Source organism: Quadrisphaera sp. INWT6 (assembly GCF_015390235.1).
In the GTDB taxonomy this organism is placed as follows: Bacteria; Actinomycetota; Actinomycetes; order Actinomycetales; family Quadrisphaeraceae; genus Quadrisphaera.
Genome location: NZ_VUOH01000001.1, coordinates 1,037,143 through 1,063,144, shown reverse-complemented (window position 1 = coordinate 1,063,144; position 26,002 = coordinate 1,037,143). Strand labels below are relative to the sequence as shown.

At 76.0% G+C, this 26,002-nt stretch carries 23 protein-coding genes and 3 pseudogenes; 11 read left to right on the top strand and 15 right to left on the bottom strand.

Going from position 1 to position 26,002, the window contains the following annotated elements; genetic code table 11:
• Positions 1-37 precede the first annotated feature (37 nt).
• From F1641_RS04760 to F1641_RS04745, 4 genes are read left to right on the top strand one after another with little or no spacing between them, the layout of a single operon-like run.
• Complete coding sequence (locus F1641_RS04760; RefSeq protein WP_194903200.1) at positions 38-1,087, top strand: LacI family DNA-binding transcriptional regulator; 1,050 nt, start codon at positions 38-40, stop codon at positions 1,085-1,087.
• A gap of 44 nt (positions 1,088-1,131) precedes the next feature.
• On the top strand, positions 1,132-2,385 hold the full coding sequence (locus tag F1641_RS04755) for an extracellular solute-binding protein (protein WP_194903199.1): 1,254 nt from the start codon (positions 1,132-1,134) through the stop codon (positions 2,383-2,385).
• Positions 2,386-2,388: 3 nt separating this feature from the next.
• Positions 2,389-3,450 carry a carbohydrate ABC transporter permease gene (locus F1641_RS04750; protein ID WP_206690473.1) on the top strand — a complete coding sequence of 354 codons (1,062 nt, stop codon included), beginning with the start codon at positions 2,389-2,391 and terminating at the stop codon, positions 3,448-3,450.
• A complete protein-coding gene (locus F1641_RS04745; RefSeq protein WP_194903198.1) occupies positions 3,450-4,349 on the top strand; it encodes a carbohydrate ABC transporter permease in 900 nt (299 codons plus the stop codon). Before F1641_RS04750 ends, F1641_RS04745 begins: the two co-directional genes overlap by 1 nt.
• Positions 4,350-4,744: 395 nt before the next feature.
• Here the strand turns inward: F1641_RS04745 and F1641_RS04740 are convergent, their stop codons facing one another.
• The 4 genes from F1641_RS04740 to F1641_RS04725 all read right to left on the bottom strand — a co-directional run bounded on the left by F1641_RS04740 (position 4,745) and on the right by F1641_RS04725 (position 10,649).
• Complete coding sequence (locus tag F1641_RS04740; RefSeq protein WP_194903197.1) at positions 4,745-7,588, bottom strand: aconitate hydratase; 2,844 nt, start codon at positions 7,586-7,588, stop codon at positions 4,745-4,747.
• A gap of 144 nt (positions 7,589-7,732) precedes the next feature.
• Positions 7,733-8,530 carry an ABC transporter ATP-binding protein gene (locus tag F1641_RS04735; protein WP_194903196.1) on the bottom strand — a complete coding sequence of 266 codons (798 nt, stop codon included), beginning with the start codon at positions 8,528-8,530 and terminating at the stop codon, positions 7,733-7,735.
• Entirely contained in the window at positions 8,527-9,639 is a 1,113-nt protein-coding gene (locus F1641_RS04730) for an iron chelate uptake ABC transporter family permease subunit (RefSeq protein WP_194903195.1), read from the bottom strand. Before F1641_RS04730 ends, F1641_RS04735 begins: the two co-directional genes overlap by 4 nt.
• Positions 9,636-10,649 (bottom strand): iron ABC transporter permease, encoded by a 1,014-nt coding sequence (locus F1641_RS04725; RefSeq protein ID WP_194903194.1) that lies wholly within the window; start codon positions 10,647-10,649, stop codon positions 9,636-9,638. The genes F1641_RS04730 and F1641_RS04725 overlap by 4 nt, the downstream gene beginning before the upstream one ends.
• 107 nt (positions 10,650-10,756) lie before the next feature.
• Between F1641_RS04725 and F1641_RS04720 the strand changes: the two are divergent.
• The 3 genes and pseudogenes from F1641_RS04720 to F1641_RS23700 all read left to right on the top strand — a co-directional run bounded on the left by F1641_RS04720 (position 10,757) and on the right by F1641_RS23700 (position 12,681).
• Positions 10,757-11,801: pseudogene (locus F1641_RS04720) on the top strand (iron-siderophore ABC transporter substrate-binding protein).
• A gap of 44 nt (positions 11,802-11,845) precedes the next feature.
• Positions 11,846-12,217 (top strand): annotated as a pseudogene (locus tag F1641_RS23705) (siderophore-interacting protein); the annotation flags it as partial.
• 83 nt (positions 12,218-12,300) lie between these two features.
• On the top strand, positions 12,301-12,681 hold the full coding sequence (locus F1641_RS23700) for an SIP domain-containing protein (RefSeq protein WP_375541462.1): 381 nt from the start codon (positions 12,301-12,303) through the stop codon (positions 12,679-12,681).
• Positions 12,682-12,715: 34 nt separating this feature from the next.
• Here the strand turns inward: F1641_RS23700 and F1641_RS19710 are convergent, their stop codons facing one another.
• From F1641_RS19710 to F1641_RS04705, 3 genes are read right to left on the bottom strand one after another with little or no spacing between them, the layout of a single operon-like run.
• Positions 12,716-13,081 carry a hypothetical protein gene (locus tag F1641_RS19710; protein ID WP_206690470.1) on the bottom strand — a complete coding sequence of 122 codons (366 nt, stop codon included), beginning with the start codon at positions 13,079-13,081 and terminating at the stop codon, positions 12,716-12,718.
• Positions 13,062-14,105 carry a class I SAM-dependent RNA methyltransferase gene (locus F1641_RS04710; protein ID WP_206690469.1) on the bottom strand — a complete coding sequence of 348 codons (1,044 nt, stop codon included), beginning with the start codon at positions 14,103-14,105 and terminating at the stop codon, positions 13,062-13,064. The genes F1641_RS19710 and F1641_RS04710 overlap by 20 nt, the downstream gene beginning before the upstream one ends.
• Positions 14,102-16,162 carry an APC family permease gene (locus tag F1641_RS04705; RefSeq protein ID WP_309225392.1) on the bottom strand — a complete coding sequence of 687 codons (2,061 nt, stop codon included), beginning with the start codon at positions 16,160-16,162 and terminating at the stop codon, positions 14,102-14,104. The genes F1641_RS04710 and F1641_RS04705 overlap by 4 nt, the downstream gene beginning before the upstream one ends.
• Positions 16,163-16,234: 72 nt before the next feature.
• Between F1641_RS04705 and F1641_RS23695 the strand changes: the two are divergent.
• Positions 16,235-16,895 (top strand): annotated as a pseudogene (locus F1641_RS23695) (potassium channel family protein).
• A gap of 81 nt (positions 16,896-16,976) precedes the next feature.
• On the top strand, positions 16,977-17,660 hold the full coding sequence (locus F1641_RS22915) for a TrkA family potassium uptake protein (protein WP_194903192.1): 684 nt from the start codon (positions 16,977-16,979) through the stop codon (positions 17,658-17,660).
• Here F1641_RS22915 and F1641_RS04690 read toward each other — a convergent pair.
• The 4 genes from F1641_RS04690 to dut are packed head-to-tail and all read right to left on the bottom strand — an operon-like array spanning position 17,611 to position 20,052.
• Positions 17,611-18,396 carry a DUF3159 domain-containing protein gene (locus tag F1641_RS04690; RefSeq protein WP_309225391.1) on the bottom strand — a complete coding sequence of 262 codons (786 nt, stop codon included), beginning with the start codon at positions 18,394-18,396 and terminating at the stop codon, positions 17,611-17,613. The two genes, F1641_RS22915 and F1641_RS04690, sit on opposite strands and share 50 nt — an antisense overlap.
• An 8-nt stretch (positions 18,397-18,404) precedes the next feature.
• Complete coding sequence (locus tag F1641_RS04685) at positions 18,405-18,794, bottom strand: OB-fold nucleic acid binding domain-containing protein (RefSeq protein ID WP_194903191.1); 390 nt, start codon at positions 18,792-18,794, stop codon at positions 18,405-18,407.
• A 56-nt stretch (positions 18,795-18,850) separates the two neighbouring features.
• Complete coding sequence (locus F1641_RS04680) at positions 18,851-19,603, bottom strand: DUF3710 domain-containing protein (RefSeq protein ID WP_194903190.1); 753 nt, start codon at positions 19,601-19,603, stop codon at positions 18,851-18,853.
• Positions 19,600-20,052 (bottom strand): dUTP diphosphatase, encoded by a 453-nt coding sequence (dut, locus tag F1641_RS04675; protein ID WP_206690646.1) that lies wholly within the window; start codon positions 20,050-20,052, stop codon positions 19,600-19,602. Before dut ends, F1641_RS04680 begins: the two co-directional genes overlap by 4 nt.
• Before the next feature lie 132 nt (positions 20,053-20,184).
• On the opposite strand from dut, the gene F1641_RS04670 reads away from it, so the two are divergent.
• Positions 20,185-20,853, top strand: coding sequence for a DUF3093 family protein (locus tag F1641_RS04670; protein WP_194903188.1), 669 nt, complete (start codon positions 20,185-20,187; stop codon positions 20,851-20,853).
• A 9-nt stretch (positions 20,854-20,862) separates the two neighbouring features.
• Here F1641_RS04670 and F1641_RS04665 read toward each other — a convergent pair whose 3' ends face one another.
• The 3 genes from F1641_RS04665 to F1641_RS04655 all read right to left on the bottom strand — a co-directional run bounded on the left by F1641_RS04665 (position 20,863) and on the right by F1641_RS04655 (position 23,416).
• On the bottom strand, positions 20,863-21,162 hold the full coding sequence (locus tag F1641_RS04665) for a DUF4193 domain-containing protein (protein WP_194903187.1): 300 nt from the start codon (positions 21,160-21,162) through the stop codon (positions 20,863-20,865).
• 134 nt (positions 21,163-21,296) lie between these two features.
• Positions 21,297-22,247 (bottom strand): inositol monophosphatase family protein, encoded by a 951-nt coding sequence (locus tag F1641_RS04660; protein WP_309225390.1) that lies wholly within the window; start codon positions 22,245-22,247, stop codon positions 21,297-21,299.
• Positions 22,244-23,416, bottom strand: a complete 1,173-nt coding sequence (locus tag F1641_RS04655) for a ferrochelatase (protein ID WP_194903402.1) — start codon at positions 23,414-23,416, stop codon at positions 22,244-22,246. The genes F1641_RS04660 and F1641_RS04655 overlap by 4 nt, the downstream gene beginning before the upstream one ends.
• 164 nt (positions 23,417-23,580) lie before the next feature.
• On the opposite strand from F1641_RS04655, the gene sepH reads away from it, so the two are divergent.
• Positions 23,581-25,338, top strand: a complete 1,758-nt coding sequence (sepH, locus tag F1641_RS04650) for a septation protein SepH (RefSeq protein ID WP_194903186.1) — start codon at positions 23,581-23,583, stop codon at positions 25,336-25,338.
• 12 nt (positions 25,339-25,350) lie between these two features.
• Here the strand turns inward: sepH and F1641_RS04645 are convergent, their stop codons facing one another.
• Complete coding sequence (locus tag F1641_RS04645; protein WP_194903185.1) at positions 25,351-25,995, bottom strand: thymidine kinase; 645 nt, start codon at positions 25,993-25,995, stop codon at positions 25,351-25,353.
• Between the last annotated feature and the right edge of the window lie 7 nt (positions 25,996-26,002).

Here is a 26,002-nt window from a genome sequence, read left to right as displayed (position 1 = left end):
CCGGGTGAGCGGCCCTCGACGGCGAGAGGAGGCAGCGGTGGACGCAGCAGGCAGCACCCCCGGGCGGGCGACCCTCGTGAGCGTCGCGGAGGCCGCCGGCGTGTCCCGCCAGACGGTCAGCAACGCGCTCCACGCCCCCGACAAGGTGGCCCCCGACACCCTCGAGCGGGTCCTCGCGACGATCGAGGAGCTCGGCTACCGGCCCTCGCTGGCCGCCCGCCAGCTGCGCACGCGCCGCTCCCGCACCCTCGGGCTGCGCCTGGAGCACTGGGGCGGCGGCATCAGCGGCTCGGTGCTCGACAGGTTCCTGCACGCCCTGGTCGACGAGGCCCAGGCCCGCGACCACCGCGTGGTGCTCTTCACCGCCGACGACGACGCGGGCGAGGTCGCCGGCTACGACGAGCTGCTCACCACGACGCAGGTCGACGGCTTCGTGCTCACCAGCACGCACGCCGGTGACCAGCGCACGTCGTGGCTCAGCCGGCGCGGCGTGCCCTTCGCCACCTTCGGCCGCCCGTGGCCGGAGGAGGGCGCCGCGGAGGGCGCGGGTGACCAGCCCGCCCACTGCTGGGTCGACGTCGACGGCGCCGCCGGCACGCGCGCCGCCACCGAGCACCTGCTGGCCAGCGGGCACCGGGCGCCTGCCTTCCTCGGCTGGCCGGCGGGCTCCGGCACCGGCGAGGACCGCCGCCGCGGCTGGGCCGAGGCCCTCGACGCCGCCGGCGTCCCCGCCCGCGAGCGCCGCGAGCTGGCCGTGCCGGAGTCGACGGCGGCCGCCGCCTCGGCCGTGTCCGCGGCGCTGGAGGCGCCGGGCGCGCCGTCGTCGGTGGTCTGCGCCAGCGACACCCTCGCGCTCGGGGCCCGCGGCGCCGCGACCCGCCACCGCGCGGCCCTGGACGTCGTCGGCTTCGACGACACCCCCGTCGCCGCCGCGATCGGGATGAGCAGCGTCGCCCAGCCGCTGGCAGAGGCCGCGCACCTGGTCGTCGACCTGCTCGTGGCGCAGGTCGAGACCGGCGCCGGCCCGCCGCAGACCTGCCAGCACCTGCTCGCGCCGCGGCTCGTGGTGCGCAGCTCCCCCACCTGACGACCCGCCCGACCTGATCCCCCTCGACGACGAAGGAGACCCCTGTGTCCCGCACCCGATCCCTGGCCGTGGCCGCCTCGCTGGCCTCGGCGACCCTGCTCCTGTCCGCCTGCGGCGGCAGCGGCTTCGACGACGCGCCCGCCGCCGGCGGCGGCAGCGGCAGCGCGGGCACCGGCCAGCTGCAGGTGCTCATCGGCTCCTCGGGCCAGGCCGAGACCACGGCCGTCACCGACGCCGTGGAGGCCTGGAGCTCGGAGTCGGGCACGGCGGCGACCGTCACCGCCGCCTCCGACCTCAACCAGGAGCTCAGCCAGGGCTTCGCCGCCAAGACCCCGCCGGACGTCTTCTACGTCTCGGCCGACCTGTTCAACTCCTACGCCGCCAGCGGTGCGCTGGAGCCCTACGGCGACCAGCTGTCGAACGCCGACGACTTCTACCCGGTGCTCACCGAGGCCTTCACCCGCGACGGTGAGCTCTACTGCGCCCCGAAGGACTTCTCCACCCTCGCCCTCGTCATCAACACCGACCTGTGGACGCAGGCCGGCCTGACCGACGCCGACGTCCCCACCACGTGGGACCAGCTGAGGGCCGTGGCGCAGAGGCTGACGGCGAACGGCGTGACCGGTCTGTCGACGTCGGCCGAGTACTCCCGCCTCGGGGCGTTCATGGCCGAGGCCGGCGGCGGGCTCGTCACGGACGGCGAGGCCACCGCCGACAGCCAGCAGAACGTCGAGGCGCTGCAGTACGTGCAGTCGCTCATGGCCGACGGGTCCTACGCGTTCGCCGCCGACCTCGGCGCGGGCTGGGGCGGCGAGGCCTTCGGCACCGGCAAGGCCGCCATGACCATCGAGGGCAACTGGCTGGTCGGCGCCATGGCGTCGGACTACCCGGACGTCGAGTACGAGGTGGTCGAGCTGCCCGCGGGCCCCGCCGGCAAGGGCACGCTGACGTTCACCAACTGCTGGGGCGTCGCGGCGGACTCGCAGAACAAGGAGGAGGCCGTGGAGCTCGTCGAGAGCCTCACCTCCTCCGACCAGCAGCTGGCCTTCGCCAAGGGCTTCGGCGTCATGCCGTCGCTGCAGAGCGCCGCCCAGCCGTTCTCCCAGGAGTTCCCCGCCCAGGCGGCCTTCCTCGCCGGGGCCGACTACGCGACCGCCGTCCCCAACCAGGAGGGGGTCAGCGACGTCATCACCGACCTGAACTCCCAGCTCGAGGGGCTGGAGACCGGCGACCCGCAGGCGGTCCTGCAGCGCACCCAGACCAACCTCGAGGCCGCGCTGAAGAGCTCGGGCAGCTGACCCGTGGCCGCCCTCACCACCACGAGCGCGGCCACGCCCCCCACCCCGCGGCGGCGCTCCGGATCGGCGCGCCGCCGCGAGGCCGGGGCCGGGTGGCTCTTCACCGCCCCCGCGCTCGCGCTCGTGCTGCTGTTCATCGCCCTGCCCGTGCTCATGGCGCTGTGGGTGTCGATCACCGACTGGCGCGGGCGCGGCAGCCCGTTCGAGCCCGGCGTGCCCGTCGTCGGGCTGGACAACTACCGCGACCTCCTGGCCGGGGGCGGCCTGCCCACGCAGGACCTCGGGACAGCGCTGCGCAACAACCTCTGGTACGTGCTGCTCGTCGTCCCGACGCAGACCGTGGTGGCGCTCCTGCTCGCCACGGCCGTCAACGACAAGCTGCTGCGCGGCCGCGGCTTCTTCCGCACGGCGTTCTACTTCCCGTCGGTGACCAGCTCGGTCGCCATCACGGTCGTCTTCCTGTTCCTCTTCAGCGCGTCGGGTGCGGTGAACCAGGTGCTCTCGTGGCTCGGGATCAACGGGCCCAACTGGTTCGCGGACCCCGACGGGGTGCTGCACCTGCTGCTGGGGGTGGTGGGCGTCGACTCCGCGCCCGCCGTCCTGGCCGACCACGGGCTGCTCGGGGTCTCCTGGTGGGAGTGGCTCGCCGGGCCGAGCGTGGCGATGAGCGCCCTCGTCCTCCTGGCGATCTTCACGACGTCGGGGACCTTCATGCTGCTGTTCCTCGCAGCGCTGCAGAACATCGCGGGCGAGGTCTCCGAGGCCGCGACGATGGACGGCGCGAACGCCTGGCAGAAGTTCGTCTTCGTGACGGTGCCGATGCTGCGCCCGACGCTCTTCACGGTGCTGACCCTCGGCCTCGTGGGCACCTGGCAGGTCTTCGACCAGATCTACACCGGCACGCAGGGAGGCCCGGCGAAGACCACGATCACGCCGGCGTACCTGAGCTACACCGCGTCGTTCACCAACGGCCAGTGGGGTCAGGGCGCGGCCATCGCGTTCATCCTCTTCGCGATCATCATCGTGCTGACCCTCGTGCAGCGCGCCGTCCTGAGGGAGCGCTGATGGGCACCACCACCACCGCCGAGCGACCGGCCACCGCCGCTCCCGCCCCGGAACCGACCCGTCGCCCCGGCAGGCGGTTCCGGTGGACGACGGCGACCTCGTACACCGTCCTGTCGGTGCTGGCACTGGTCTACGTGCTGCCCTTCCTGGTCCAGCTGGCCAACTCCTTCAAGACCGACGCGGAGGCGGCTGCCGACCCGCTCGACCTGGTGCCGGTGCCGCCGACGCTCAACGCGTACGCCCAGCTCTTCCAGGGCCTGCCGTTCGGACTGGCGGCGACCAACAGCGTCGTCGTCGCCCTGTCGGTGACGGCGGGGCGCGTCTTCTTCAGCTGCCTGGCCGGGTACGCCCTGGCGCGCCTGCGCTTCCGCGGGGCCTCGCTGGTGATGGCGGTCTTCCTCGCCGTCATCGCGGTGCCGCCCGTCGTGCTGCTGATCCCCAAGTTCCTGGTGCTGAACCAGCTGGGGATCTACAACTCCTACGCCGGTCTCATCATCCCGCTGATGGCCGACGCCGCCGGCGTCTTCATCATGCGGAACTTCTTCACGAGCATCCCCACCAGCGTGGAGGAGGCCGCGAAGCTCGACGGGGCCGGCGCGTTCCGCACCTTCTGGTCCGTGGTGCTGCCCATGGCCCGCCCCGCGGTCATCACGATCACGATCCTCAGCTTCCAGGCGTCGTGGAACGAGCTCAGCCACTTCATCGTGGCGTCGAACTCGCCCGACCTCATCACGCTGACCAAGCTCGTGGCGCAGCTGGCCTCGGGCGGGCAGGGGCAGGCGACGCAGTACCCGCTCAAGCTGGCGGCGGCGCTGCTGATGACCATCCCGGTGGCGGTGCTCTTCTTCGTCTTCCAGAAGAAGATCATGTCGACCGCCGAGGGGGCCGTGAAGGAGTAGCCCTACCGCTACAGCCAGGCGCCGGGAGCGGAGTGCGCCCCCCCGGTCTGACGCTCAGGCGCATGATGGTCGCCGAGGCCCCCCCTTCGGCGACGATCATGCGGCCTGGCGCCACCTCCACGACGGGCAGCACGACGAGGGGACGACCCTCCGCAGCTCCCGCCCCTTCGATGCAGTTCCGGCCCCATCGACACCCTCGATGGGGCCGGAACTGCGAGCAACGTGCGCCGCGGGCGTCCACGTGGCGCTCAGGTGCGTGATCGTCACCGAGGGCCGCCCCTCCCCAGCGACGATCATGCAGCTGTGCGCCACCTCGACGTCCGGGCCCGCCGCAACGCCAGGACCCCCAGGCCGGAGGCGGCCTGGGGGTCCTGGCGCTGGTGCAGGAGCGTTGGTCAGGCGCTCAGGAGGCTCCGCAGGACGTACTGCAGGATGCCGCCGTTGCGGTAGTAGTCGGCCTCACCGGGGGTGTCGATGCGCAGGCGCGCGTCGAACTCCACCACGGAGCCGTCCGCCTTGGTGGCCTTCACCGCGAGGGTGCGGGGCGTGGTCCCGGAGTTGAGCTCGGTGACGCCGGAGATGTCGAACACCTCGGTGCCGTCCAGGCCCAGGGAGTCGGCCGACTGCCCCTCGGGGAACTGCAGCGGCAGCACGCCCATGCCGATGAGGTTCGAGCGGTGGATGCGCTCGAAGCTCTCGGTGATGACGGCCTTGACGCCGAGCAGCGTGGTGCCCTTGGCCGCCCAGTCGCGCGAGGAGCCGGAGCCGTACTCCTTGCCGCCGAGCACGACCAGCGGGGTCCCGGCCGCGGCGTAGTGCTGCGCGGCGTCGTAGATGGTCTCCTGCGGCGCGCCCTCGACGGTGAAGTCGCGGGTGAAGCCACCGGCGACGTCGTCGAGGAGCTGGTTGCGCAGGCGGATGTTCGCGAACGTGCCGCGTATCATCACCTCGTGGTTGCCGCGGCGGGAGCCGTAGGAGTTGAAGTCCTTGCGGTCCACGCCGTGCTCGGCGAGGTAGCGGCCCGCGGGGCTGTCGGCCTTGATGGAGCCGGCCGGGCTGATGTGGTCGGTGGTGACCGAGTCGCCCAGCTTGGCCAGCACGCGCGCGCCGGAGATGTCCGAGACCGGCGACGGCTCGGTCTGCATGCCCTCGAAGTACGGGGGCTTGCGGACGTAGGTCGACTCGCCGTCCCAGCTGAAGACGTCGCCGTCGGGCGTGGGCAGCGACTGCCAGCGCTCGTCACCGGCGAAGACGTCGGCGTAGCCGCGGTCGAACATCTCCTGGGTGATGGAGGTGCCCACCACCTCGGCCACCTCGGCCGCGGAGGGCCAGATGTCCTTCAGGAAGACCTGCTGGCCGTCGGAGCCGGTGCCGATCGGGTCGGTCTCCGGGTCCCAGTCCATCGTGCCGGCGAGCGCGTAGGCGATCACCAGCGGCGGGGAGGCCAGGTAGTTGAGCTGCACGTCGGGGTTGATGCGGCCCTCGAAGTTGCGGTTGCCCGAGAGCACCGCGGCGACGGCGAGGCCGCCCTCCTGCACGCCGGCGGAGATCTCCTCCGGCAGCGGGCCGGAGTTGCCGATGCAGGTCGTGCAGCCGTAGCCCACCAGGTGGTAGCCGAGCTTCTCGAGGTACGGCACCAGGCCGGCGCGCTCGTAGTACTCGGTGACGACCTTCGAGCCGGGCGCCATGGAGGTCTTCACCCAGGGGCGGACCGACAGGCCCTTCTCGACGGCGTTGCGCGCCAGCAGGCCCGCGCCGACCATCACGAACGGGTTGGACGTGTTGGTGCAGGAGGTGATCGCGGCGATCACCACGTGGCCGTGGTCGAGGTCGAAGCTCGACCCGCCGCCGACGCTGACGGACACCTTCTTGGAGGGGCGGCCGTCGGGGGTGGGCAGGTCACCGCCGGAGTGGACGGGCGCTGCGCCGTTGCCGCCGGAGCCCGTGGGCGCGTCGGAGGCCGGGAAGGTCTCCTCGAGGGCCTCGTCCTGCGAGGTCCCCGCGGTGGCGTCGACCGGGTCGGCGTCGAGCTCGTCACCCACGTACGTCGGCAGCGTCTTGCGGAACGCGGCCTTCGAGGCGGACAGCTCGATGCGGTCCTGCGGGCGCTTCGGGCCGGCGATGGAGGGGACCACCGTCGACAGGTCGAGCTCGAGGCGCTCGGAGAAGCGGGGCTCGGCCGACGGGTCGTGCCAGAGGCCCTGCTCCTTGCAGTACGCCTCGACGAGCGCGACCTGCTCGTCGGAGCGGCCGGTGAGGCGCAGGTAGTCGAGGGTGATGTCGTCGACGGGGAAGATCGCGCAGGTGGAGCCGAACTCCGGGCTCATGTTGCCGATCGTGGCGCGGTTGGCCAGCGGCACCGCGCCGACGCCCTCGCCGTAGAACTCGACGAACTTGCCGACCACGCCGTGCTTGCGCAGCTGCTCGGTGATGGTGAGGACGACGTCGGTCGCCGTGGCGCCGGCCGGGATCTCACCGGTGAGCTTGAAGCCCACGACGCGCGGGATGAGCATCGAGACGGGCTGGCCGAGCATCGCGGCCTCGGCCTCGATGCCGCCGACGCCCCAGCCGAGCACGCCCAGGCCGTTGACCATCGTGGTGTGGGAGTCGGTGCCGACGCAGGTGTCGGGGTACACGACCCCGCCGCGGTCGTAGACCACGCGCGCCAGGTGCTCGATGTTGACCTGGTGGACGATGCCGGTGCCCGGGGGGACGACCTTGAAGTCGTCGAACGCGCCCTGGCCCCAGCGCAGGAACTGGTATCGCTCGCCGTTGCGCTCGTACTCGATCTCGACGTTGCGCTCGAAGGCGTCCTGGCGGCCGAACACGTCGACGATGACGGAGTGGTCGATGACCAGCTCGGCGGGGGCCAGGGGGTTCACCTTGGACGGGTCGCCGCCGAGCTCCGCGACGGCCTCGCGCATGGTGGCGAGGTCGACGATGCAGGGGACGCCGGTGAAGTCCTGCATCACCACGCGCGCGGGGGTGAACTGGATCTCGGTGTCCGGCTCGGACGACGGGTCCCACCCGGCGAGCGCGCGCACGTGCTCGGCGGTGGTGTTCGCGCCGTCCTCGGTGCGCAGGAGGTTCTCCAGCAGCACCTTCAGGGAGAAGGGCAGGTCAGCGGCCCCCTCCACCGCGGAGAGGCGGTAGAGCTCGTAGCTCTTCGAGCCGACCTGCAGCTCGCCCCGCGCTTTGAAGCTGTCGACGCTGGTGCTCTTCGTGCTTCCCGAGCTCATGCTCGTCCTCCCGCTCGACCCGATCTCCGGTGACCGCAGACCATCCTCGCCCACGCCAGCGACTCGTTCGTCACCGGGCATGACCGACTGAAGTACCTTGAGCTCAAGATACCTCGTCGGGTCAACGGCCACCGGCCGCGCGGGTCAGCGGGGGCGGCGCGACTCCCTGCCCCGGGGCACCACCATCGGCGTCCCGGTCACCGGGTCGGGCACGACGACGCAGGCCAGGCCGTAGACGTCCTCGACGAGCTGGGCCGTCAGCACCTGCGCGGGAGCGCCCGCGGTCACCACCGCGCCGTCCTTCATCACCACGAGGTGCGTCGCGTAGCGCGCGGCGTGGTTGAGGTCGTGCAGGACGGCCACCACCGTCGTCCCCGCCTCGTGGAGGTCGGCGAAGAGGTCGAGCAGCTCGACCTGGTGGGAGACGTCGAGGTAGGTGGTCGGCTCGTCGAGCAGCAGCAGCGGGGTCTGCTGGGCCAGGGCCACGGCCACCCACACCCGCTGGCGCTGGCCGCCGGAGAGGTCGTCGACCAGGCGGTCGCGCAGCTCCTCCACGCCGGTGGCGAGCATCGCGTCGGTGGTGGCGACCTCGTCAGCCGCGCTCCACTGCCGCACCAGCCCCTGGTGGGGGTACCTGCCGCGGGCCACCAGGTCGCCGACGGTGATGCCCTCGGGCGCGGTCGCCGACTGCGGCAGCAGCCCGACGCGGCGCGCGGCCTCCTTGGGCCGGTAGCTGGCGATGGCTGCCCCGTCGAGCACGACGGCGCCCGCCTGGGGCCGCAGCAGCCGTGAGAAGGCCCGCAGCAGCGTCGACTTGCCGCACGCGTTCGGCCCGACGACGACGGTGAACGAGCCGTCGGGCACCGCCAGCGACAGGTCGCTCGCCACCACGCGGCCCTCGTAGGCCAGGCGCACCCCCCGGGCCTCCAGCCGAGCGCTCACGCCGTCCTCCTCGCCCGCACCAGGAGCAGCACCAGCAGGTACGCCCCACCTCCGACCACCGTGACCACGCCCACCGGCACCCCCGACAGCAGCCGCTGCGAGACCTGGTCGGCGCTCACGAGCAGCAGGGCCCCCACCAGGGCCGACCCCACCAGCGACAGCCCCGGCCCGCGCAGCAGCAGCCGCGCGACCTGCGGCGCGGCCAGCGCCACGAACGCGATCGGCCCGCTGCTGGCGGTCACCACCGACACCAGCGCGACCCCCACCACGACCAGGCCCAGCCGGGCGCGCTCCACGCGCACCCCGTGGGCGCTGGCGGCGTCGTCGCCCAGCTCCAGCTGCCGCAGTGCCGGCGCCAGCAGCGCCAGCGCGGGCACGAGGACGACCAGCGCGCCCAGCGCCCACGTCAGGTCGCCCCAGCCGGTGGTCGACAGCGACCCGGCGCCCCACACCGCCCCGGCCATCGCCACCTCGGTCTGGGCGCGCAGCAGCAGGTAGGTGTTGGCGGCGTGGAGCACGGCCGTCGCGGCGATGCCGACGACGACGAGGCGGTAGCCCTGCACCGCGCCGCGCACCCGCGCCAGGGCGTACACGGCCAGCGCGGTGAGCAGCCCGCCCGCGAGCGCGCCCGCCGTCGTCGCCGCTCCCCCGCCGGTGGCGCCCGTGGCCGAGCCGGTGGCGGAGGCGAAGGCGCTCGAGACGCCGCCGACCGTGAGCACGAGCAGCGCCCCGGTGTACGCGCCGGTGGAGAAGCCGATGACGTCGGGCGAGCCGAGGGGGTTGCGGGTCAGCGACTGGAAGACGGCGCCGGAGGCCCCGAGCGCCGCGCCGAAGGCGAGGGCCGCCAGCACCCGCGGCATCCGCCACTCGAGCACGACCGTCCGGGCGAAGCCGGCGCTCGGGTCGAGGGCCGCCTGCACCACCTGCAGGGGCGTGAGCGGGTAGTCGCCGGTGCCGAGCGCGACGACGGCGAGGGCGAGGCACGCGGCGGCCAGGAGCGCACCCACCACGAGCGCGCGGCGGCGCAGCGGTGCGCCGAGCACCGGCAGGCGGTGGACCGCGGTCCTCGTGGTGGTCCTCGTGGCGCGGCTGCTGGTCGTGGCGGTCACGGCGCGCTCACCCGGGACCGGCGGACCAGGGCCACGAGCACCGGCGCCCCCAGCGCGGCGGTCACCACGCCGGCGGGCAGCTCGCCCGGGCGCAGGACGACGCGGCCGAGCACGTCGGCGAGCAGGAGCAGCACCGGGGCGGCGAACGCGCAGGTGGCCACGACCCAGCGCTGGTCGGGGCCGACCAGCCAGCGCACCGCGTGCGGCACCATCAGGCCCACGAAGGCGATCGGGCCGGCGGCCGCCGTCGCCCCGCCGGCGAGCAGCGTGACCGCGAGCACCGCGGACGCGCGGACCAGCCAGACGCGGGCGCCGAGCGCGGCCGCGAGGTCGTCGCCGAGGGCGATGGCGTTGAGGGCCGGGGTGAGCACGAGCGCCACCACCAGCCCGGCGAGCAGGAAGGGGGCGACGGCCGCGAGCCCGTCCCAGCCGCGGTCGGCGAGGACGCCGCTCTCCCAGACGGTGAGCGCGGAGAAGGTCTCCGGGTCGGACAGGCGCAGCGCCGAGGTGAGGCCCGCCAGCACGGCTCCGAGGGCCAGACCGGCCAGCAGCAGCTGCACCGGGGAGCCCTTGCCCCGGCCCGACGCGCCGATGAGCTGCACGACGACGGCCGCCAGCAGCGCCCCCAGCAGCGCCGCCCAGACCCCGCCGCCGGTCGCGGTGGCGCCCAGCACGCCGACGGCGACCGCGGCGGCGAAGGAGGCGCCCGCGGTGACGCCCAGGATCCCCGGGTCTGCCAGGGGGTTGCGGGTGACCGCCTGCACGAGGGCCCCGGCCACGCCGAGCGCGGCGCCCACGGCCAGGCCGAGCGCCGTCCGCGGGAGGCGCTGGGTCAGCACCACGGACCCGTCGGTGGTGGCGGCCAGCGCACCGCCCGGGTGCCGCAGGACCTCGACGACGGTCCCCAGCCCGATCTGGCGCGAGCCGACGGCGAGGCTCAGCGCCACGGACGCGCCGAGGAGCACCGCGAGCGCGAGCAGCGCCACCGGGCGCCGTCGCACCCCCGTCATGCCGTGACCACGGGTTGAGGTTAGCCTCCCCTCACCTGGTCGCTGCGACCGTCCCCGCTCGCCGGGCCGCCGGCCGCCGCCGGACCCAGCCACCACCAGCCCCCGACCTGGAGGACCCCGTGCGCCGCCGCGCCCTCGTCTCCCCCGTCCTGATCTCCGCCGCCGCCGTCCTGCTCGCGGGGTGCTCCTCCGGCTCCGCCGAGCCCGGCGCCTCGAGCTCCGCTCCGGCCAGCTCCGGTGCCAGCTCCGCCGCCGCGGGGGCCTTCCCCGCCACCGTCGACACCAAGTTCGGCGAGGTCACCGTCGAGTCCGCCCCGCAGCGCGTCGTCGCCCTGGGCTGGGGCGACGCCGAGACGGCGCTCGCCCTCGGCGTCCAGCCCGTCGGGGCCTCCGACTGGCTGGGCTTCGGCGGCGAGGGCGTCGGCCCGTGGGCGCAGGGGCTCTACACGACCCCGCCGACGATCATCGAGACCCTCGAGCCCTCCTACGAGGCGATCGCGGCCCTGCAGCCCGACCTCATCCTCGACACCAAGAGCTCCGGCGACCAGGCCCGCTACGAGCGGCTCTCGCAGATCGCCCCCACCATCGGCGTCCCCGAGGGCGGCGACAGCTACCTGACCACCACCGAGCAGCAGATGGACCTCGTGTCCGAGGCGCTCGGCAAGGAGGAGGAGGGCGACCAGCTGGTCGACGCCCTCGAGAAGGAGTTCGAGGACGCCGCCGCCGCGCACCCGCAGTGGGACGGCCGCACCGCCACGGTCGCCGCGAAGAACCTCCAACGGCTGGGGCGCCTACATCGAGCGCGGCGAGGACGACGAGCTGGGCGGGCGCGTCGCCTTCATGGAGGGGCTCGGCTTCGAGCAGAACCCGCAGGTCGCCGCGCTGCCGGCGAACAGCGGCGGCTTCAGCGTCGACATCTCCACCGAGCAGCTCGACCTGCTCGACGCCGACGTCGTCGTCGCCTTCCCGATCTTCATCCCCACCACCGAGGTGACGGGTGACGCCGCGTGGAACGCCGTGCCCGCGGTCGCCCAGGGCCGGGCCCTGGTCATCGAGGGCGACACCCAGTCGGCGTTCTCCCTCGGCACCACCCTCGCCACCTCCTACGCCCTGCAGCAGCTGGTGCCCGAGCTCGAGCGGGTCTCGCCCTGACCCTCCAGCCCACCGAGGAGGCGGCTGAGCCCGCGGTCCGGGAGGTGCGCGTCGTGCGCACCTCCCGGGTGGGCCACAGCTACGTGCGGGTGACCCTGGCGGTCGACGACGGCGGCCCGGCCCTCGCCGACCGCGGCTGGGACTCCTGGGTGCGGCTCTTCATGCCCCGCCCCGACGCGGACGGCGCCCCGCTGGTGCTCCCCCACGGGCCCGCCACCGGCTGGTACGCCCGGTGGAAGGAGCTGCCCGAGGGCACCCGCGCCGACATCCGCAACGAGACCCTCCGCGCCGTGCGCACCGACCCGGTGACGGGGGTCTGCGAGGTCGACCTCGACCTCGTGGTCCACACCGGGCCGGACGGCGCGGTGACCGGGCCCGCGGGCCGCTGGGCCACCACCGTCCGGGCCGGTGACCGGGCGGGCCTGCTGGAGCAGGGGACGATCCTCGACGGGGCCCTGGGCCTGCACGCGGGCACCGCCTCGACGGCCCGCTCGTCCTCCTGGCCGACGAGGCCGGGGTCCCGGCGGCCGAGAGCACCGCCCGCAGCCTCGCGGCCGGCAGCCGGGCGCTCCTGGTGCTCGAGGTGCCCAGCGCGGACGACGCCCGCGCCACCTGCTCGGCGGCCGACGTCGACGTCCGCTGGGTGGTGCGGGCCCCCGGCGAGGCGTCGGGGGCGGCGGCGCTGGCGCACCTGCGACGGCTCGTCGAGGCCGACCCGTCGCTCCTGCCCCCCGACGCGCGCCTGATCGCCGTCGGCGAGACGGGCGCGGTGGCGGGGGCCCGGCACTTCGCGCTCTCCCGAGGACTGGAGCCGGGACGGGTGCGGGCCTGCCCCTACTGGCTGCTGGACCGCCCCGGGAAGCGCCGCCGCGCCTCCTGAGGAGCGGCCCGGGAGGAGCGGCCCGGGGAGCGCGTCAGACCCGCACGAGCCGCGCGACGGCCTCGACGTGGTGCGTCTGCGGGAACAGGTCGAAGGCCCGCAGCCCCTCGAGGCGGTACCCCAGCTCTCCCAGCACGGCGACGTCGCGCGCGAGCGCGGCCGGGTCGCAGGCCACGTGCACGACGGTGCGGGGCCGCAGGGCCGCCACCCGCTCCAGCACGCCGCGGCGGGCACCGACCCGGGGCGGGTCGAGCACGACGACGTCGGTGGTCTCCCCGTCGGCCGCCATCGCGGCCAGCGCCCTGTCGACGCGCCCGGCCTGGACCCGCACGTGGGGCAGGTCGCGCAGGTTGCGGCGGGCGTCGGCGACGGCGCGCGCGTCACCCTCGACGCTCACCACCACGCCGTCCTCCCCCCACCTCGGCCGCCAGGGCGGCGGTGAGCAGCCCGGCGCCGGAGTACAGGTCGGCGACCCGCTCCCCCGGCTGCAGCTGCGCGAAGCCGACGACGGCCTCCGCGAGCGCCGCCGCGGCGCCGGGGTGCACCTGCCAGAAGCCCGAGCCGGTGACGCGGAACGAGCGGGGCCCGCGGGGCAGGGCCACCTCCTGGGCCACCCAGGTGCGCCCGCGGACGCGGGTGAGGCCCTCGTCGCCGACGACGGCCAGCGAGGACGCCTCCGGCGGGGTGGGCAGGCGCAGCCGCCGGGTCCCGCCGCTGCCGGCGTCCGAGCGCCGCGGCGTCACCACGAGCAGGCGGTCCTCCCCCGGCTGCGGCGCGACGACCTCGACGCTCTCGGCGCCGGGCCACGCCGTGGCGCGGGGGTCGACCTCGGCGGCGCGGGGCGCGGCGATGCGGCAGTCGTCGACCTCCACCACGCGGTGGGAGCGGTGCTCGCGCAGGCCGAGCCGCCCGCCCGGACCCGCGGCGTACTGGACCCGGGTGCGCCAGCGCAGCCCGGCCTCCACGTCCACGCCGTCGCCGTCCACGGCCTCGACCTCCAGCGGGCGGCCGAGCAGCCCGGGCACCGCGGCGACGTCGACGCCGCCCAGGCGCTCCAGCTGCTCGGTGATGACGGCCGCCTTCAGCCCGCGCTGGGCCTCGACGCGCGCGTGCTGCCAGTCGCAGCCGCCGCAGAGCCCGGGGCCGGCCCACGGGCAGGGCGGGGTGACGCGGTCGGCGGAGGCGCGCAGCACCTGCACGGCGTCCGCGCGCCAGTAGCTGTCGCGGGGCGCGCCCTCGGTGACGCGGGCGAGCACGCGCTCGCCGGGCAGGGCGTGGCGCACGAAGAGCACCCGCCCCTCGTGGCGGGCCACGCAGTGCCCGCCGTGGGCGACGGCGCCGACGTCGACCTCCACCTCCAGGCCCACGGGCGAGGAGTCGGCGGGGACCGGTCCGCTGGTGCGGGTGGGGGGCTGGGTGCTCATCGGTCGCCTCCGTCGTGGGGGGTGGGGCTGTCGGGCCGGCCGGCGGGTCGTCGCGCGACGGCGCCCTGGCGCACCGACCCGGCGGCGGGACCGCGCCAGCGGTCCTCCGCGCCCTCGGACGAGCTCAGCTGGAAGGGCACGCTGGCCACCACCACACCGGGGGTGAACAGCAGCCGCCCCTTGAGCCGCAGCGCGGTCTGGTTGTGGAGCACCTGCTCCCACCAGTGGCCGACCACGTACTCGGGGATGTAGACGACCAGCAGGTCGCGCGGCGACTCGCGCCGCAGGTCGCGAACGTACTGGACGATCGGGCGGGTGATCTCGCGGTAGGGCGACTCCAGCGCCTTGAGCGGCACCGGCAGGTCGAGCTCGTTCCACCGCCGCTGCAGGTCGGCGGTCTCCTCGGGGTCGACGTCGACGGTGAGGGCCTCCAGCACGCTGGGCCGCGACACCCGGGCGTAGGCCAGGGCCCGCAGCGTGGGCCGGTGCACCTTGGAGACCAGCACGATGGCGTGCACCCGCGAGGGCAGCACCTTGGCCGCCGGCGTCGACTCCACGGCCATCTCCTCGGCCACCCGGTCGTAGTGCTTGCGGATCGCCCGCATCACCACGAACAGCACGGCCATGCCGAGCAGGGTGATCCAGGCGCCGTGGGTGAACTTGGTGATCAGCACGATCACCAGCACCGAGCCGGTCATCGCGACGCCGACGCCGTTGATGACCCGCGACCGGCGCATGCGGGTGCGCTCGCGGGGGTCGGTCTCGCCCGCCAGCAGGCGCGTCCAGTGCTTGACCATGCCGGTCTGGCTCATGGTGAAGGAGATGAAGACGCCGACGACGTAGAGCTGGATGAGGCGGGTGACCTGGGCGTCGAAGGAGACGATGAGCACCACGGCCACGGCCGCCAGCGCGATGATCCCGTTGCTGAAGGCGAGGCGGTCGCCGCGGGTGTGCAGCTGGCGGGGCAGGAACCCGTCGCGGGCGAGGATCGAGGCCAGCACCGGGAAGCCGTTGAACGCCGTGTTGGCCGCGAGCACGAGGATGACGCCGGTGGCCGCGGTCACCACGAAGAACGCCGGCGCGAAGCCCGCGAACACCGACTGAGCGATCTGCCCGATCACCGGGTCCTGCACGTAGGAGTCGCCCACGGGCGCGCCGTCGCGGATCAGCTGGGTGGCCGGGTCCTCGGCGAACTGCACGTGGGTCGCGCGGGCCAGCAGGATGATCGCGAACAGCATGACGATGCTGATGCCGCCGAGCAGCGCGAGCGTGGTGGCGGCGTTCTGGCTCTTGGGCTTGCGGAAGGCCGGCACGCCGTTGCTGATGGCCTCGACGCCGGTGAGGGCGGCGCAGCCCGAGGAGAACGCCCGGGCCAGCAGCAGCGCCCCGCCCAGGCCCGTCAGGCCCGCCTCGTAGCCCGGCTCGGCGACGAGGCCCAGCCCGGCGCTCTCGGCGGCCGGGAGCTCGCCCAGGGCCCAGCGGACCCCGCCCACCACGGCCATCGCCCCGATGGCGGCCATGAAGACGTACGTGGGGATGGCGAACGCCGAGCCCGACTCGCGCACCCCGCGCAGGTTGAGCGTGGTGAGGACGACGACGAGGCCCACCGCCAGCAGCACCTCGTGCCCGTTGAGGAAGGGCAGCGCGGCGGCGGCGTACTGGGCCCCCGAGGAGACCGACACCGCGACGGTGAGCGTGTAGTCGCACAGCAGGGCCGCGCCGACCGTGACGCCGCCGGTGCGCCCGAGGTTGGTGGTGACCACCTCGTAGTCGCCGCCGCCCGAGGGGTAGGCGTGCACGTTCTGCCGGTAGGAGGAGACGACGACGACGAGCACCAGCACCACCGCGAGCGCCACCCAGGGCGAGAGCAGGTAGGCCCCGGTGCCCGCGATCGCGAGCGTCAGGAGGATCTCGTCGGGGGCGTAGGCGACCGAGCTGAGGGCGTCGGAGGCGAACACCGGCAGCGCGATGCGCTTGGGCAGCAGCGTCTCGCCGAGCTTGTCGCTGCGCACGGGACGACCGACGAGCAGTCGCTTCACCGCATCCGTGATGGGCACGAGCGACGATGGTAGGTCGCGCTGGCGGTGCGGGCGCGCACCGCGGCGCGGTCCGCCTGTAGGTTCGCAGCCGTGCGAGTGGTCATCATGGGCTGCGGCCGCGTCGGGTCCGCGCTGGCGCTGCGCCTCGACGCGCTGGGCCACCAGGTGACGGTGGTCGACCAGAACCCCGACGCGTTCCGGCGGCTGGGGGCCTTCGACGGCCTGCGGGTCACCGGGATCGGCTTCGACCGCGACACCCTCGCCGAGGCCGGCATCGAGCAGGCCGACGCGTTCGCCGCGGTCAGGCAGCGGTGACAACTCCAACATCCTCGCCGCCCGCGTGGCGCGGGAGACGTTCGGCGTGACCAACGTCGTCGCCCGCATCTACGACCCGGGCCGCGCGGAGGTCTACGAGCGCCTCGGCATCCCCACGGTGGCCACGGTGCCGTGGGCCGCGGACCAGGTGCTGCGCCGGATCCTCCCGCAGGGCGCCAAGAGCGAGTTCACCGACGCCACCGGCGCCGTCTCGCTGGCGCAGACCGCGGTGCACCCGGGGTGGGTGGGCACCCGCCTGACCCACCTCGAGGCCGCCACGGGCGCCCGCGTGGCCTACCTGGTGCGCCTGGGCCGGGCCCTGCTGCCCGGGCCGGACACGGTCCACCAGGACGGCGACCAGCTCTTCGTCCTGGCCCCCGTGGGCGAGCTCGACGCCGTCGAGCGCTCCCTCGGGCACCCCCCGGCGCAGGACTGACGCCGTGGCGCAGCCCCCGTCGTCCCCGCCGCCAGCGGACACCCCGCCCCACCAGCTCCCCCAGACCCCCCGGAGGCCCTCGTGCGCGTCGTGATCGCCGGAGCCGGCAGCGTGGGGCGCTCCATCGCCCGCGAGCTGCTGGGCAACGGGCACCAGGTGCTCCTGGTCGACCGCGACCCGCGGGCCATGAAGATGCAGTCCGTGCCGGAGGCCGACTGGCTCCTGGCCGACTCCTGCGAGACCTCGACCCTGTCGGAGGCGGCGCTCGACACCGCCGACGTCGTCGTCGCCGCGACCGGTGACGACAAGGCCAACCTCGTCACCAGCCTGCTCGCCAAGACCGAGTACGGGGTGCCCCGCACGGTGGCGCGCGTGAACAACCCCAAGAACGAGTGGATGTTCGACGAGGCGTGGGGCGTCGACGTCGCCGTCTCGACGCCGCGGCTCATGACGGCGCTCGTCGAGGAGGCCGTCTCGATCGGCGACCTCGTGAGGATGTTCACGTTCCAGCAGGGCGGGGCCGCCATGGTGGAGCTGACGCTGCCGGCGTCCTCGCCGCTGGCCGGCACCCGCGTCGGCGACGTCGCCTGGCCGCTCGACACGGTGCTCGTCGGCATCATCCGCAGCGGCCGGCCGATCGCGCCGTCACCCGACGACGCCCTCGAGGGCCGCGACCAGCTGCTCCTGCTCACGGTGCAGGACAGCGAGGCCGACCTCAAGGAGCTGCTGGTGCCTCCGGGCCCGACCGGTCCTGCGGCCGGCTGACCCCGGGGTCGCCGTCGCCGTCGCCGTCGGCGGCGTCGGCGTCGCTGGCGTCGGGGCCGGGGCCGACCCGGCGCAGCGCGAGCCACGTCACCCACGCAGCGGCCGCGAACAGCGGGATCCCCATCGCCAGGCGGGCCACGCCCAGCGCCGTCACCGCACCCGCGAGGTACAGGGGCGTCTGCACCGCGAGGCGCAGCGCGAACAGCCCCACCCACATCCAGGTCAGCCGCTGGTGCAGCCGCAGCTGGGCGGGGTCGGTGCGCCAGGCGCTCCCGCCGCCGGTCGCGGCGGCCACCAGGAGCCCGGTCACGGGCAGCGGCCCGCCGGGCAGCGGACCGGCCTTGGGCAGCGGGAGCGTCGAGACGGCGAGCACCACCGCGTAGACGGCGTTGAGCAGCAGCCCCCACCAGTAGAAGTCGGCGGCGTCGCCGGTGCGCCACGCGGTCAGCGCGCAGATGCCGACGCCGACCGCGCCGGCCAGCGCCTGCTGGAGGGGCTGGCGCGAGACCAGCCGCGCCACCGAGGCGACCGCGGCGACGCCGAGGGCGAGGCCGCCGGCCCAGGCCAGCGACCGGGTGGCGGTGATGGTGACGACGAACACGAGACCGGGCAGCACCGCCTCGACCACGCCGCGGGGGCCGCCGATCGCGTCGGACAGCGAGAACCTGTCGGCGGTGGCGACGCGGCCCAGGCCGGGGCGCGGGACGTCGGGGGACGAGCTCGTCGAGGGGCTCACCGCAGGGCTCAGGCGACCGGGGCGGGGACGATCTCGTAGCGCGGGTTGTACAGCGTCTTGGTGCCGTCGTCGCAGCCGACGAACCCCTCCACCCGCACGGCCGCGCCCGGCACGATGCCCGGGATCTCGCGGCGGCCCAGCCAGATCACCGTGAGGGTGCCGGTGCCGTCGAAGAGCTCGGCGACGAGGGCGGGCACCCCGGCGCGCGGGCGCAGGGTCACCGTGCGCAGCGTCCCGGAGACGCTGGCGCGGCGGCGGCCCGACAGGGAGGCGCAGGGCGTGCCCCCCATGGCGGCAGCCCGCTCCTGGGCGTCCTCGGCCAGCAGCTGCTCGTTGCCCGCCGACAGCCGCGCCAGGGCGCGTCGCAGGGGGTTCCGAGTGGCACTCAGCGGACTCATGTGCTCGAGGGTAGGCGCTCGCGCGGGTGCGCGTGCCCGGGTCCCTCGGGCGGCCCTCAGACCTGGGGGCCGGGCTGGCCGTCGGGCTGGCCCTCGGGCTGGGCGCCGGGCTGGGCCGCCGCCTGCGGCGGGGCGGGCAGCGGGGGCTGGCCCTGCGGCAGCTGCAGCGGCAGCAGGTCGCGGGGGGCCATGGCCTCGCCGCCGCGGACGACCACGAGGGAGCGCAGCAGCGCCTCCAGCGGGACCGCGGCCTCGGAGTCGACCGCGGCGGGGCCCGAGAAGACCGCCCGCAGGAACCACCGCGGCCCGTCGACGCCCACGAAGCGCGCCGGCGCCGTCCCGGGGGTGCCGTCGGGCGCCTGCGCCGGCACGCGCGCCAGCAGCTCGGTGCCGTAGGGCCCGGGCACCTCCTGGGTGGCCCCGCCGGCGCCGGCCAGCGACGCGGCGATCTCGCCGCGCACCTCGGCCCAGATGCCCTGGGTGCGGGGCGCGGCGAAGGCCTGGAACTGCGCGGTCGAGCCGGCCAGGGCCACGGTGACGGCGATGACGCGGCGCGAGCCGTCCTCGACCTCCAGGCGCAGCTCCATGCCGGGCACGCCGGGCACGCGCAGCGCGCCGAGGTCGACGCGGTGCACCTCGTCGGTCACCTCGGTGACGTCGAAGGGGCCCTGCGGGCGCGGCGACAGGCCGGCGGGCGCCGGGGCGGCGGCCGCCTCCGCCGCGGCGGGGGCGTCCTGCACGCCGGAGGCGCCCTCGGCGGCCTCGTCGGCCCCGGTCTCGGCGGCCGGGCGTCGGCGGAACAGGCTCATCGTGGGACCTCCGTGGTGGTGGGCGCGTCCCAGCCGCCGGTCGAGCCGTGGCCCCCGGCTCCGCGCTCCGTGGTGTCGAGGGCGGTGGTGGTGGTGAAGCGGGCGCGGGCGACCCGCTGGAGCACGAGCTGGGCGATGCGGTCGCCCCGGCGCACCTGGAAGGGCTGCTCGAGGTCGGTGTTGAGCAGCGTCACGCGCACCTCGCCGCGGTAGCCCGCGTCGACGGTGCCGGGGCCGTTCAGCACGGTCACGCCGTGGCGGGCCGCGAGCCCGGAGCGGGGGTGCACGAACGCGGCCCACCCCTGCGGCACCGCGACGGCGACGCCGGTGGGCACCGTGGCGCGCGCGCCGGGGGCGATGAGCGCGTCGGCGGCGGCGCGCAGGTCGGCGCCGGCGTCGCCGGGGTGGGCGTAGGAGGGCAGCGGCAGCCCGGGGTCGAGCACCTGCAGGGGGACCTCGAGCTCCTCGGCACCGCTGTCCGGACCCGCGGGGGCGGACGCCGGGAGCTCCGCCCCTGACTGCGCTCCGCGACCAGACACGCGAGGAGAGTAGGCGCCCGAGCGACGTGGGAGGCTGGCGGGGTGGCCCAGGCAGCACCTCACAGCGGTCCCGGCGGCGGTCCCAGCGGCGGTCCCGGCGGCCGCTCGCCGCGCGCCTTCTCCGAGCGGCTGTGGCCGTCGGCGGCGACCTGGCTGCTGGTGCCCCTCGCCGGGGCCTTCGGCGCGGCGACCGGCTACGTCGGCGGCCCGGCGTGGGCCGCCGTCGGCGGCGTCGTGCTCGCCGCCGTCGTCGTCGCCGTCATGGTCTCCGCCAGCACGGTGGTCTCCCTGTCGCCCGAGGGCGTCCTCCGGGTGGCGCGCGCCTCGATCGGGGTGGAGCACCTCACCGGCGCCGTCGCCGCCCGGGGCGAGGAGGCCCAGGGCCTGCGCGGCCCGTTCCTGGACGGGCGGAGCCACCTGTGGGTGCGCGGCTGGGTCGACCCGGTGGTCGCGGTCGCGCTCGGCGACCCCGCCGACCCCACGCCGTCGTGGGTGTTCTCCACGCGGCGCCCCGAGGAGCTGGTGGCGGTGCTGGCGGAGCACGGCGTCGTCGGGCCGGTGCCGGTCCACCGGCCCGCCAGCAGCGCCCGCGACGAGGCCGCGGCGCTGGCCCGGGCGGCGCAGCAGCGGACCGCCGGGCTCCGCGGCGGCCCGGACAGCACGACGCCCCACCCGGAGCTGGGCTCCGAGCGGGGCGCGGAAGGGCGCTGAGCGCTCGCGTCAGGCGGCGCACTCCGTGCAGACGAGCTGTCCGCCGGAGTCGCTGGCCAGCTGGCTGCGGTGGTGCACCAGGAAGCACTGGGAGCACATGAACTCGTCGGCCTGCCGGGGCAGGACGCGCACCGAGAGCTCCTCGCCGGACAGGTCTGCGCCCGGCAGCTCGAAGCCCTCGGCGGCCTCGGTCTCGTCCTCGTCGACCGAGGCGGTGCTGGGCTCGTTGCGGCGGGCCTTCAGCTCCTCGATCGAGTCCTCGGACAGCTCGTCGTCGGTCTTGCGCGGTGCGTCGTAGTCGGTCGCCATCGTGGCAGCTCCGGATCTGGCTGGTGGTCTGGCTGGTGGTCTGGGCCGGCCCGGCCGTGGGGCGGGCGGTGCTGGTGCAACGCCCCAGCCGGTGCTGGCATGCCCGGCTGCGCGTGGATGATGCCCTACGGACCTCAGCGCTGCTCGGCGGGGCCGCCGCCGGAGCCGTCAGCGGGCTCCGCGGGCGGGCCCCCGGAGCGGCTGGCGGCGGTGAGCGCCGCGGCCAGCTCGTCGGCCAGGGCGGGCGCGGCGGCCACCAGCATGTCGCGGCTCGCGCCCCGGCCGGCCGTGCCGTCGAGCCCCACGAGGACGGCTCCGGCCTCGGCGGCCACCAGCCAGCCCGCAGCGGCGTCCCACGGGTTCAGGCCCCGCTCGTAGAAGGCGTCGAGGCGGCCGCTGGCGACGGCGCACAGGTCGAGGGCGGCCGAGCCGATGCGGCGCACGTCGCGGACCCGCGGCAGCAGGTCGGCGACGACGGCGGCCTGCTCGGCCCGGCGCTGCGCGGTGTACCCGAACCCCGTGCCCACCAGCGCCTCCGCCAGCGGCGGAGCACCGGGCCCGCTCAGCGGCGCGCCGTCGAGCCGCGCCCCCGCGCCGAGCACGGCCGTCCAGGTCTCGCCCGTGACCGGGTTGTGCACGCACCCCGCCAGCGGCTGCCAGTGCGGCGGCTCCGGCGGGCCCGCCACCACCGCGACGCTCACCGCGTAGGCGGGGATGCCGTAGACGTAGTTGACGGTCCCGTCGATGGGGTCGAGCACCCACGTCAGGCCGGTCGCACCCCCACCCGCGGGCGCGCCCGAGGACGCGCCGCCCTCCTCCCCCAGGACGGCGTCGCCGGGGCGCTCCGCCAGCAGCAGCGAGCGCAGCAGCTCCTCGGAGGCGGTGTCCATGGCGGTCACCACGTCGGTGCGGCTCGACTTGGTCGCGGTGACGCCGCCGTGCTCGGCCCGTCCGCGCAGCACCAGCTCGCCGGCGGCCCGGGCCGCTCGCTCGGCGAGCTCGCCGAGGCGCGCCAGCTCCTCCGCGCCCAGGCCGGCGCCCGGGTCGGCGCCGGGGCCGCCGCTGGGCCCGCCGGCGGGGCTCACGGGGCTGTGGCGGTCGCCGGGGCGCTGGTGGGCGGGTCGACCCAGTCCAGCCCGCACGCCGCCGGGCGGTCGGGAGCGCGCAGGTTGGCGCAGCACCCCACGGGGCACACGTCGTGGCTGGGCCCCAGGGAGCCCGTGGCGGCCCGCTGGGGGCCCTCGCCCCGCTCGGCGGCGGCGCGCTCCAGCACCAGGTCGACCAGCGCGGTGACGAAGGCGGTGTGCACCCCCGCCGTCGCGGCGCGGGCGAACGGCAGACCGATCTCCGCGGCGGTCTCGGCGGCCTCGGTGTCGAGGTCGTACTTGACCTCCATGTGGTCGCTGATGAACCCGATGGGGGCGACCACCGCGGACGCCGCACCCCGCTCCCGCAGCGCGGTGAGGTGGTCGTTGACGTCGGGCTCCAGCCAGGGCTGGGTCGGCGGGCCCGAGCGCGAGCAGTAGACGAGGGCGCTGGGGTGCTCCACGCCGGTGACCTCGGCCACGCGGCGGGTCACCTCGGCGACGACCGACTCGTGCTGGCGCTCGTAGGCGTGCCCGTCGGGGCCCGCCGCGGCGGCCATCGCGTCGGGGATGGAGTGCGTGGTGAAGACGAGGTGGGCGCCGTCGCGGACGTCGTCGTCGAGCTCGGCCAGGGCGGCCAGCACGGCGTCGGTGTTGGCCTGCACGAAGCCGGGCGCGTTGAAGTAGTGGCGGACCTTGTCGGCCAGCAGGCGCCGGCCCTCGCCGGCCAGGGCGATGAGGGAGGCGGCGACGTCCTCGCGGTACTGGCGGCACCCCGAGTACGACGCGTAGGCGCTGGTGGTGAGCACCAGCACCCGGCGGGCGCCGGCCTCGTGGGCCTCGCGCAGCGCGTCGGTGAGGTACGGGTCCCAGTTGCGGTTGCCCCAGTGGACCGGGAGGTCGCCCGCGCCGCGGGCGGCCAGCTCGGCGCGCAGCGCGGCCAGCAGCTCGAGGTTCTGCTCGTTGATCGGGCTGCGCCCGCCGAAGGCGAAGTAGTGCTCGCCCACCTCCACCAGGCGCTCGCGGGGGATGCCGCGGCCGCGGGTGACGTTCTCCAGGAACGGGACCACGTCGTCGGGGCCCTCGGGTCCCCCGAAGGAGAGCAGGACCAGGGCGTCGTAGGGCGCGAGCAGGGGTGCGGGCGCGGCGGGGGCGGCGCTCTCGGGGATCACCCGGACATCTTGCCCTCCGACGCCCGGCGGGGCGCGGCGCGTCCGACGCGGCGCCTCGACGGGCGGGGAGCGCGGGTGGCACCCTGGCTGCTTCGGTTCGCGGCGGGTGCTGCGGCACCGCCGTGCGCCGGGTGCGAGCGGCGCAGAGACGAGGAGGCCGTGTGCGCGAGGGGCTGGAGGACGCCCGCGGGGGCGCCGCCGCCGGGGTCGGCGGGTCCGCCGGCGCCGTCGAGGTGTCGCTGGTGGGGGCCGACCCCTCCGACCCGTCGGTGCTGCTGCTCCGCGCACCCGACGGGAGCACCGTCCGCCTGCCCGTCGACGGCCGCCTGCGGGCCGCCGTGCGCAGCGCCGGCCCCGCCTCCGCTCCGCTGCCCGCGGTCAGCGAGCCGCTGCGCCCCCGCGACATCCAGGCCCGGATCCGGGCCGGCGAGACGGCCTCCGACGTCGCCGCCGACGCCGGCGTCCCGATCGAGCAGGTGCGCCGCTACGAGGGGCCCGTGCTCGCCGAGCGGGCGCACGTCGCCAGCCTCGCGCGCCTCGCCGTCGTCCGCGGCGGCCCCGGCCGCCTGACCCTCGAGGACGCCGTCCGCACCCGGCTGCTCGCCCGCGGCGCCGACCCGGCCTCCGCCGCGTGGGACGCCTGGCGCCGCGACGGCGGCTGGGCGGTCCAGGTGGCCTTCCGCGCCGCCGGGCGCGACCGCTCCGCCCAGTGGTCCTTCGCGCCGTCCTCCCGCGTCCTGGAGCCCCTCGACGACGAGGCCCGCTGGCTCACCGCCCCCTCCGACGACCCCACCGGCCGCCGCCTCGCCGCGGTGCGCGTCTACGACGTCGAGACCGACGACGGCGGCGTCGACGGGCTGCCGGCGCTCGCCGTGCCCGGTGACGAGCCCGGTGACGAGCCCGACACCCCCACCGGGCGGGGCGCTCCGGTGGACCGGTGGGACGCCCGCCACGAGGAGCACCGCGACGACCGCCGCGACGACCGGGCTCCCGCCCCGTCCGAGCGGCAGCCCGCCTCGCCGTCCGGTGAGCAGCGCCCCGCGGCGCCGCTCGTCGGCGCGGGCGGCGGCGCGGCCCCCGAGGCGCCCTCGGCGGCGGGTGACGACACCGACGGCGCTGACGAGGCCGAGGGCGCCGCGGACGGCCCCGACGACCTGGCCTCGCGCACCCTGGAGCTGCTCGACGCGCTGCGCGACCGGCGCGGCCGCCGGGTGCCCCTCGACCTCGACCCCGACGGCAACCCGTGGGACGACGACGAGGAGGACGACGACCTGCTGAACGCCCTGCTCGACCTCCCCCCGGGCTCGCACCCCGGCTCGGAGGAGCTGCAGGAGGAGGTCGACCGCGCCCGCGCCCGCCTGCGCATGGTCACCCCGCCCCGGGGCCTGTCCCTGGGCGGACCTGCCGACGACGACGGCGCTCGTGACGACGACGCCGCCGACGGGCGCTCCGACGCCCCGGCCCCCGGGGAGGGGACTGCGCCCTCCCCCGCCCGCGCCCCGCTGGGCCTCGTCCCGGCGCCCCCGCCCACCGAGCCCGTCGCGACGAGCCCCCGGCCCCCCGCTACCCCGGTGGCGCCGGTGCGCACCCTCAGCGCCGCGCCGCCGCCCGCCGCCCGCGACAGCGGGACCCCTGCGCGCACGCCGGCCCCGGCCCGCCCGGGCGGCACCGACGCCGGCGACGCCCCCCGCGAGGAGGCCTCCGCCCCGCTGAGCCGGCGCGAGCGCCGCGCGGCGGAGGAGGCCGAACAGCCCGCGGCCCGCGCTGACCGGGCCGACCGCGCTGACCGGGCCGACGGGGCTCCGGGGGCCCAGGAGGCCGAGCACGACGGCGACGACCCGTCCGAGCAGCCCGCCAAGCGCCGCCGCAGCGTGCCCAGCTGGGACGAGATCGTCTTCGGCGCGCCCCGCCGCGACTGACGCGGCGCCGCGTCAGTGGACGGCGGCCTCCCGGCCCAGGTCGATGACGGCGCGGTGCGCGGCGGCGGTCTCGCGGCGCATGTGGTGGCGGCGGCAGAGCACCTCGTAGCCCACCTCGCCGGCGTCGGCGGCGACGTCGCCGACGACCACCTGGGCGCCCTCCACCACCATCGTCCCGTCGACGGTGCGTGCGTTGTGGGTGGCGCGGGCCCCGCACCAGCACAGCGCCTCGACCTGCAGCACCTGGACCCGGTCGGCGAGCTCCACGAGCCGCGCGGAGCCGGGGAACAGGCGGGTCATGAAGTCCGAGGTGATGCCGAAGGCGTAGACGTCGACGCCCAGCTCGTCGACCACGCGCGCGAGCTGCTCGACCTGCGCGGGCGCGTAGAACTGCGCCTCGTCGCAGACGAGGTAGTCGATCGGGCCGCCGTCGCGGGCGGCCACCGCGACCACGCGCTCGAAGTCGGTGCCCTCGGTGACCTCGTGCGCGGGGCGCTCCAGGCCCAGGCGGCTGGAGATGACGTCGGCCCCGGCGCGGTCGTCGCGGGTGAACAGCAGGCCCCGGCGCCCGCGGGCGCGGTGGTTGTGGTCGACCTGGAGCGCGAGGGTCGACTTCCCGCTGTCCATGGTCCCGGAGAAGAAGACGAGCTCGGCCACGGCGCCA

Bases quoted from the DNA above. Each gene is read 5' to 3' on its own strand.
- F1641_RS04725 (WP_194903194.1), bottom strand. From the start codon at position 10,649: ATGACGGGGGTGCGACGGCGCCCGGTGGCGCTGCTCGCGCTCGCGGTG.
- F1641_RS04710 (WP_206690469.1), bottom strand. From the start codon at position 14,105: ATGAGCACCCAGCCCCCCACCCGCACCAGCGGACCGGTCCCCGCCGAC.
- F1641_RS04680 (WP_194903190.1), bottom strand. From the start codon at position 19,603: ATGAGCCTGTTCCGCCGACGCCCGGCCGCCGAGACCGGGGCCGACGAG.
- F1641_RS04745 (WP_194903198.1), top strand. From the start codon at position 3,450: ATGGGCACCACCACCACCGCCGAGCGACCGGCCACCGCCGCTCCCGCC.
- F1641_RS04740 (WP_194903197.1), bottom strand. From the start codon at position 7,588: ATGAGCTCGGGAAGCACGAAGAGCACCAGCGTCGACAGCTTCAAAGCG.
- F1641_RS04685 (WP_194903191.1), bottom strand. From the start codon at position 18,794: ATGAGTCCGCTGAGTGCCACTCGGAACCCCCTGCGACGCGCCCTGGCG.
- F1641_RS04665 (WP_194903187.1), bottom strand. From the start codon at position 21,162: ATGGCGACCGACTACGACGCACCGCGCAAGACCGACGACGAGCTGTCC.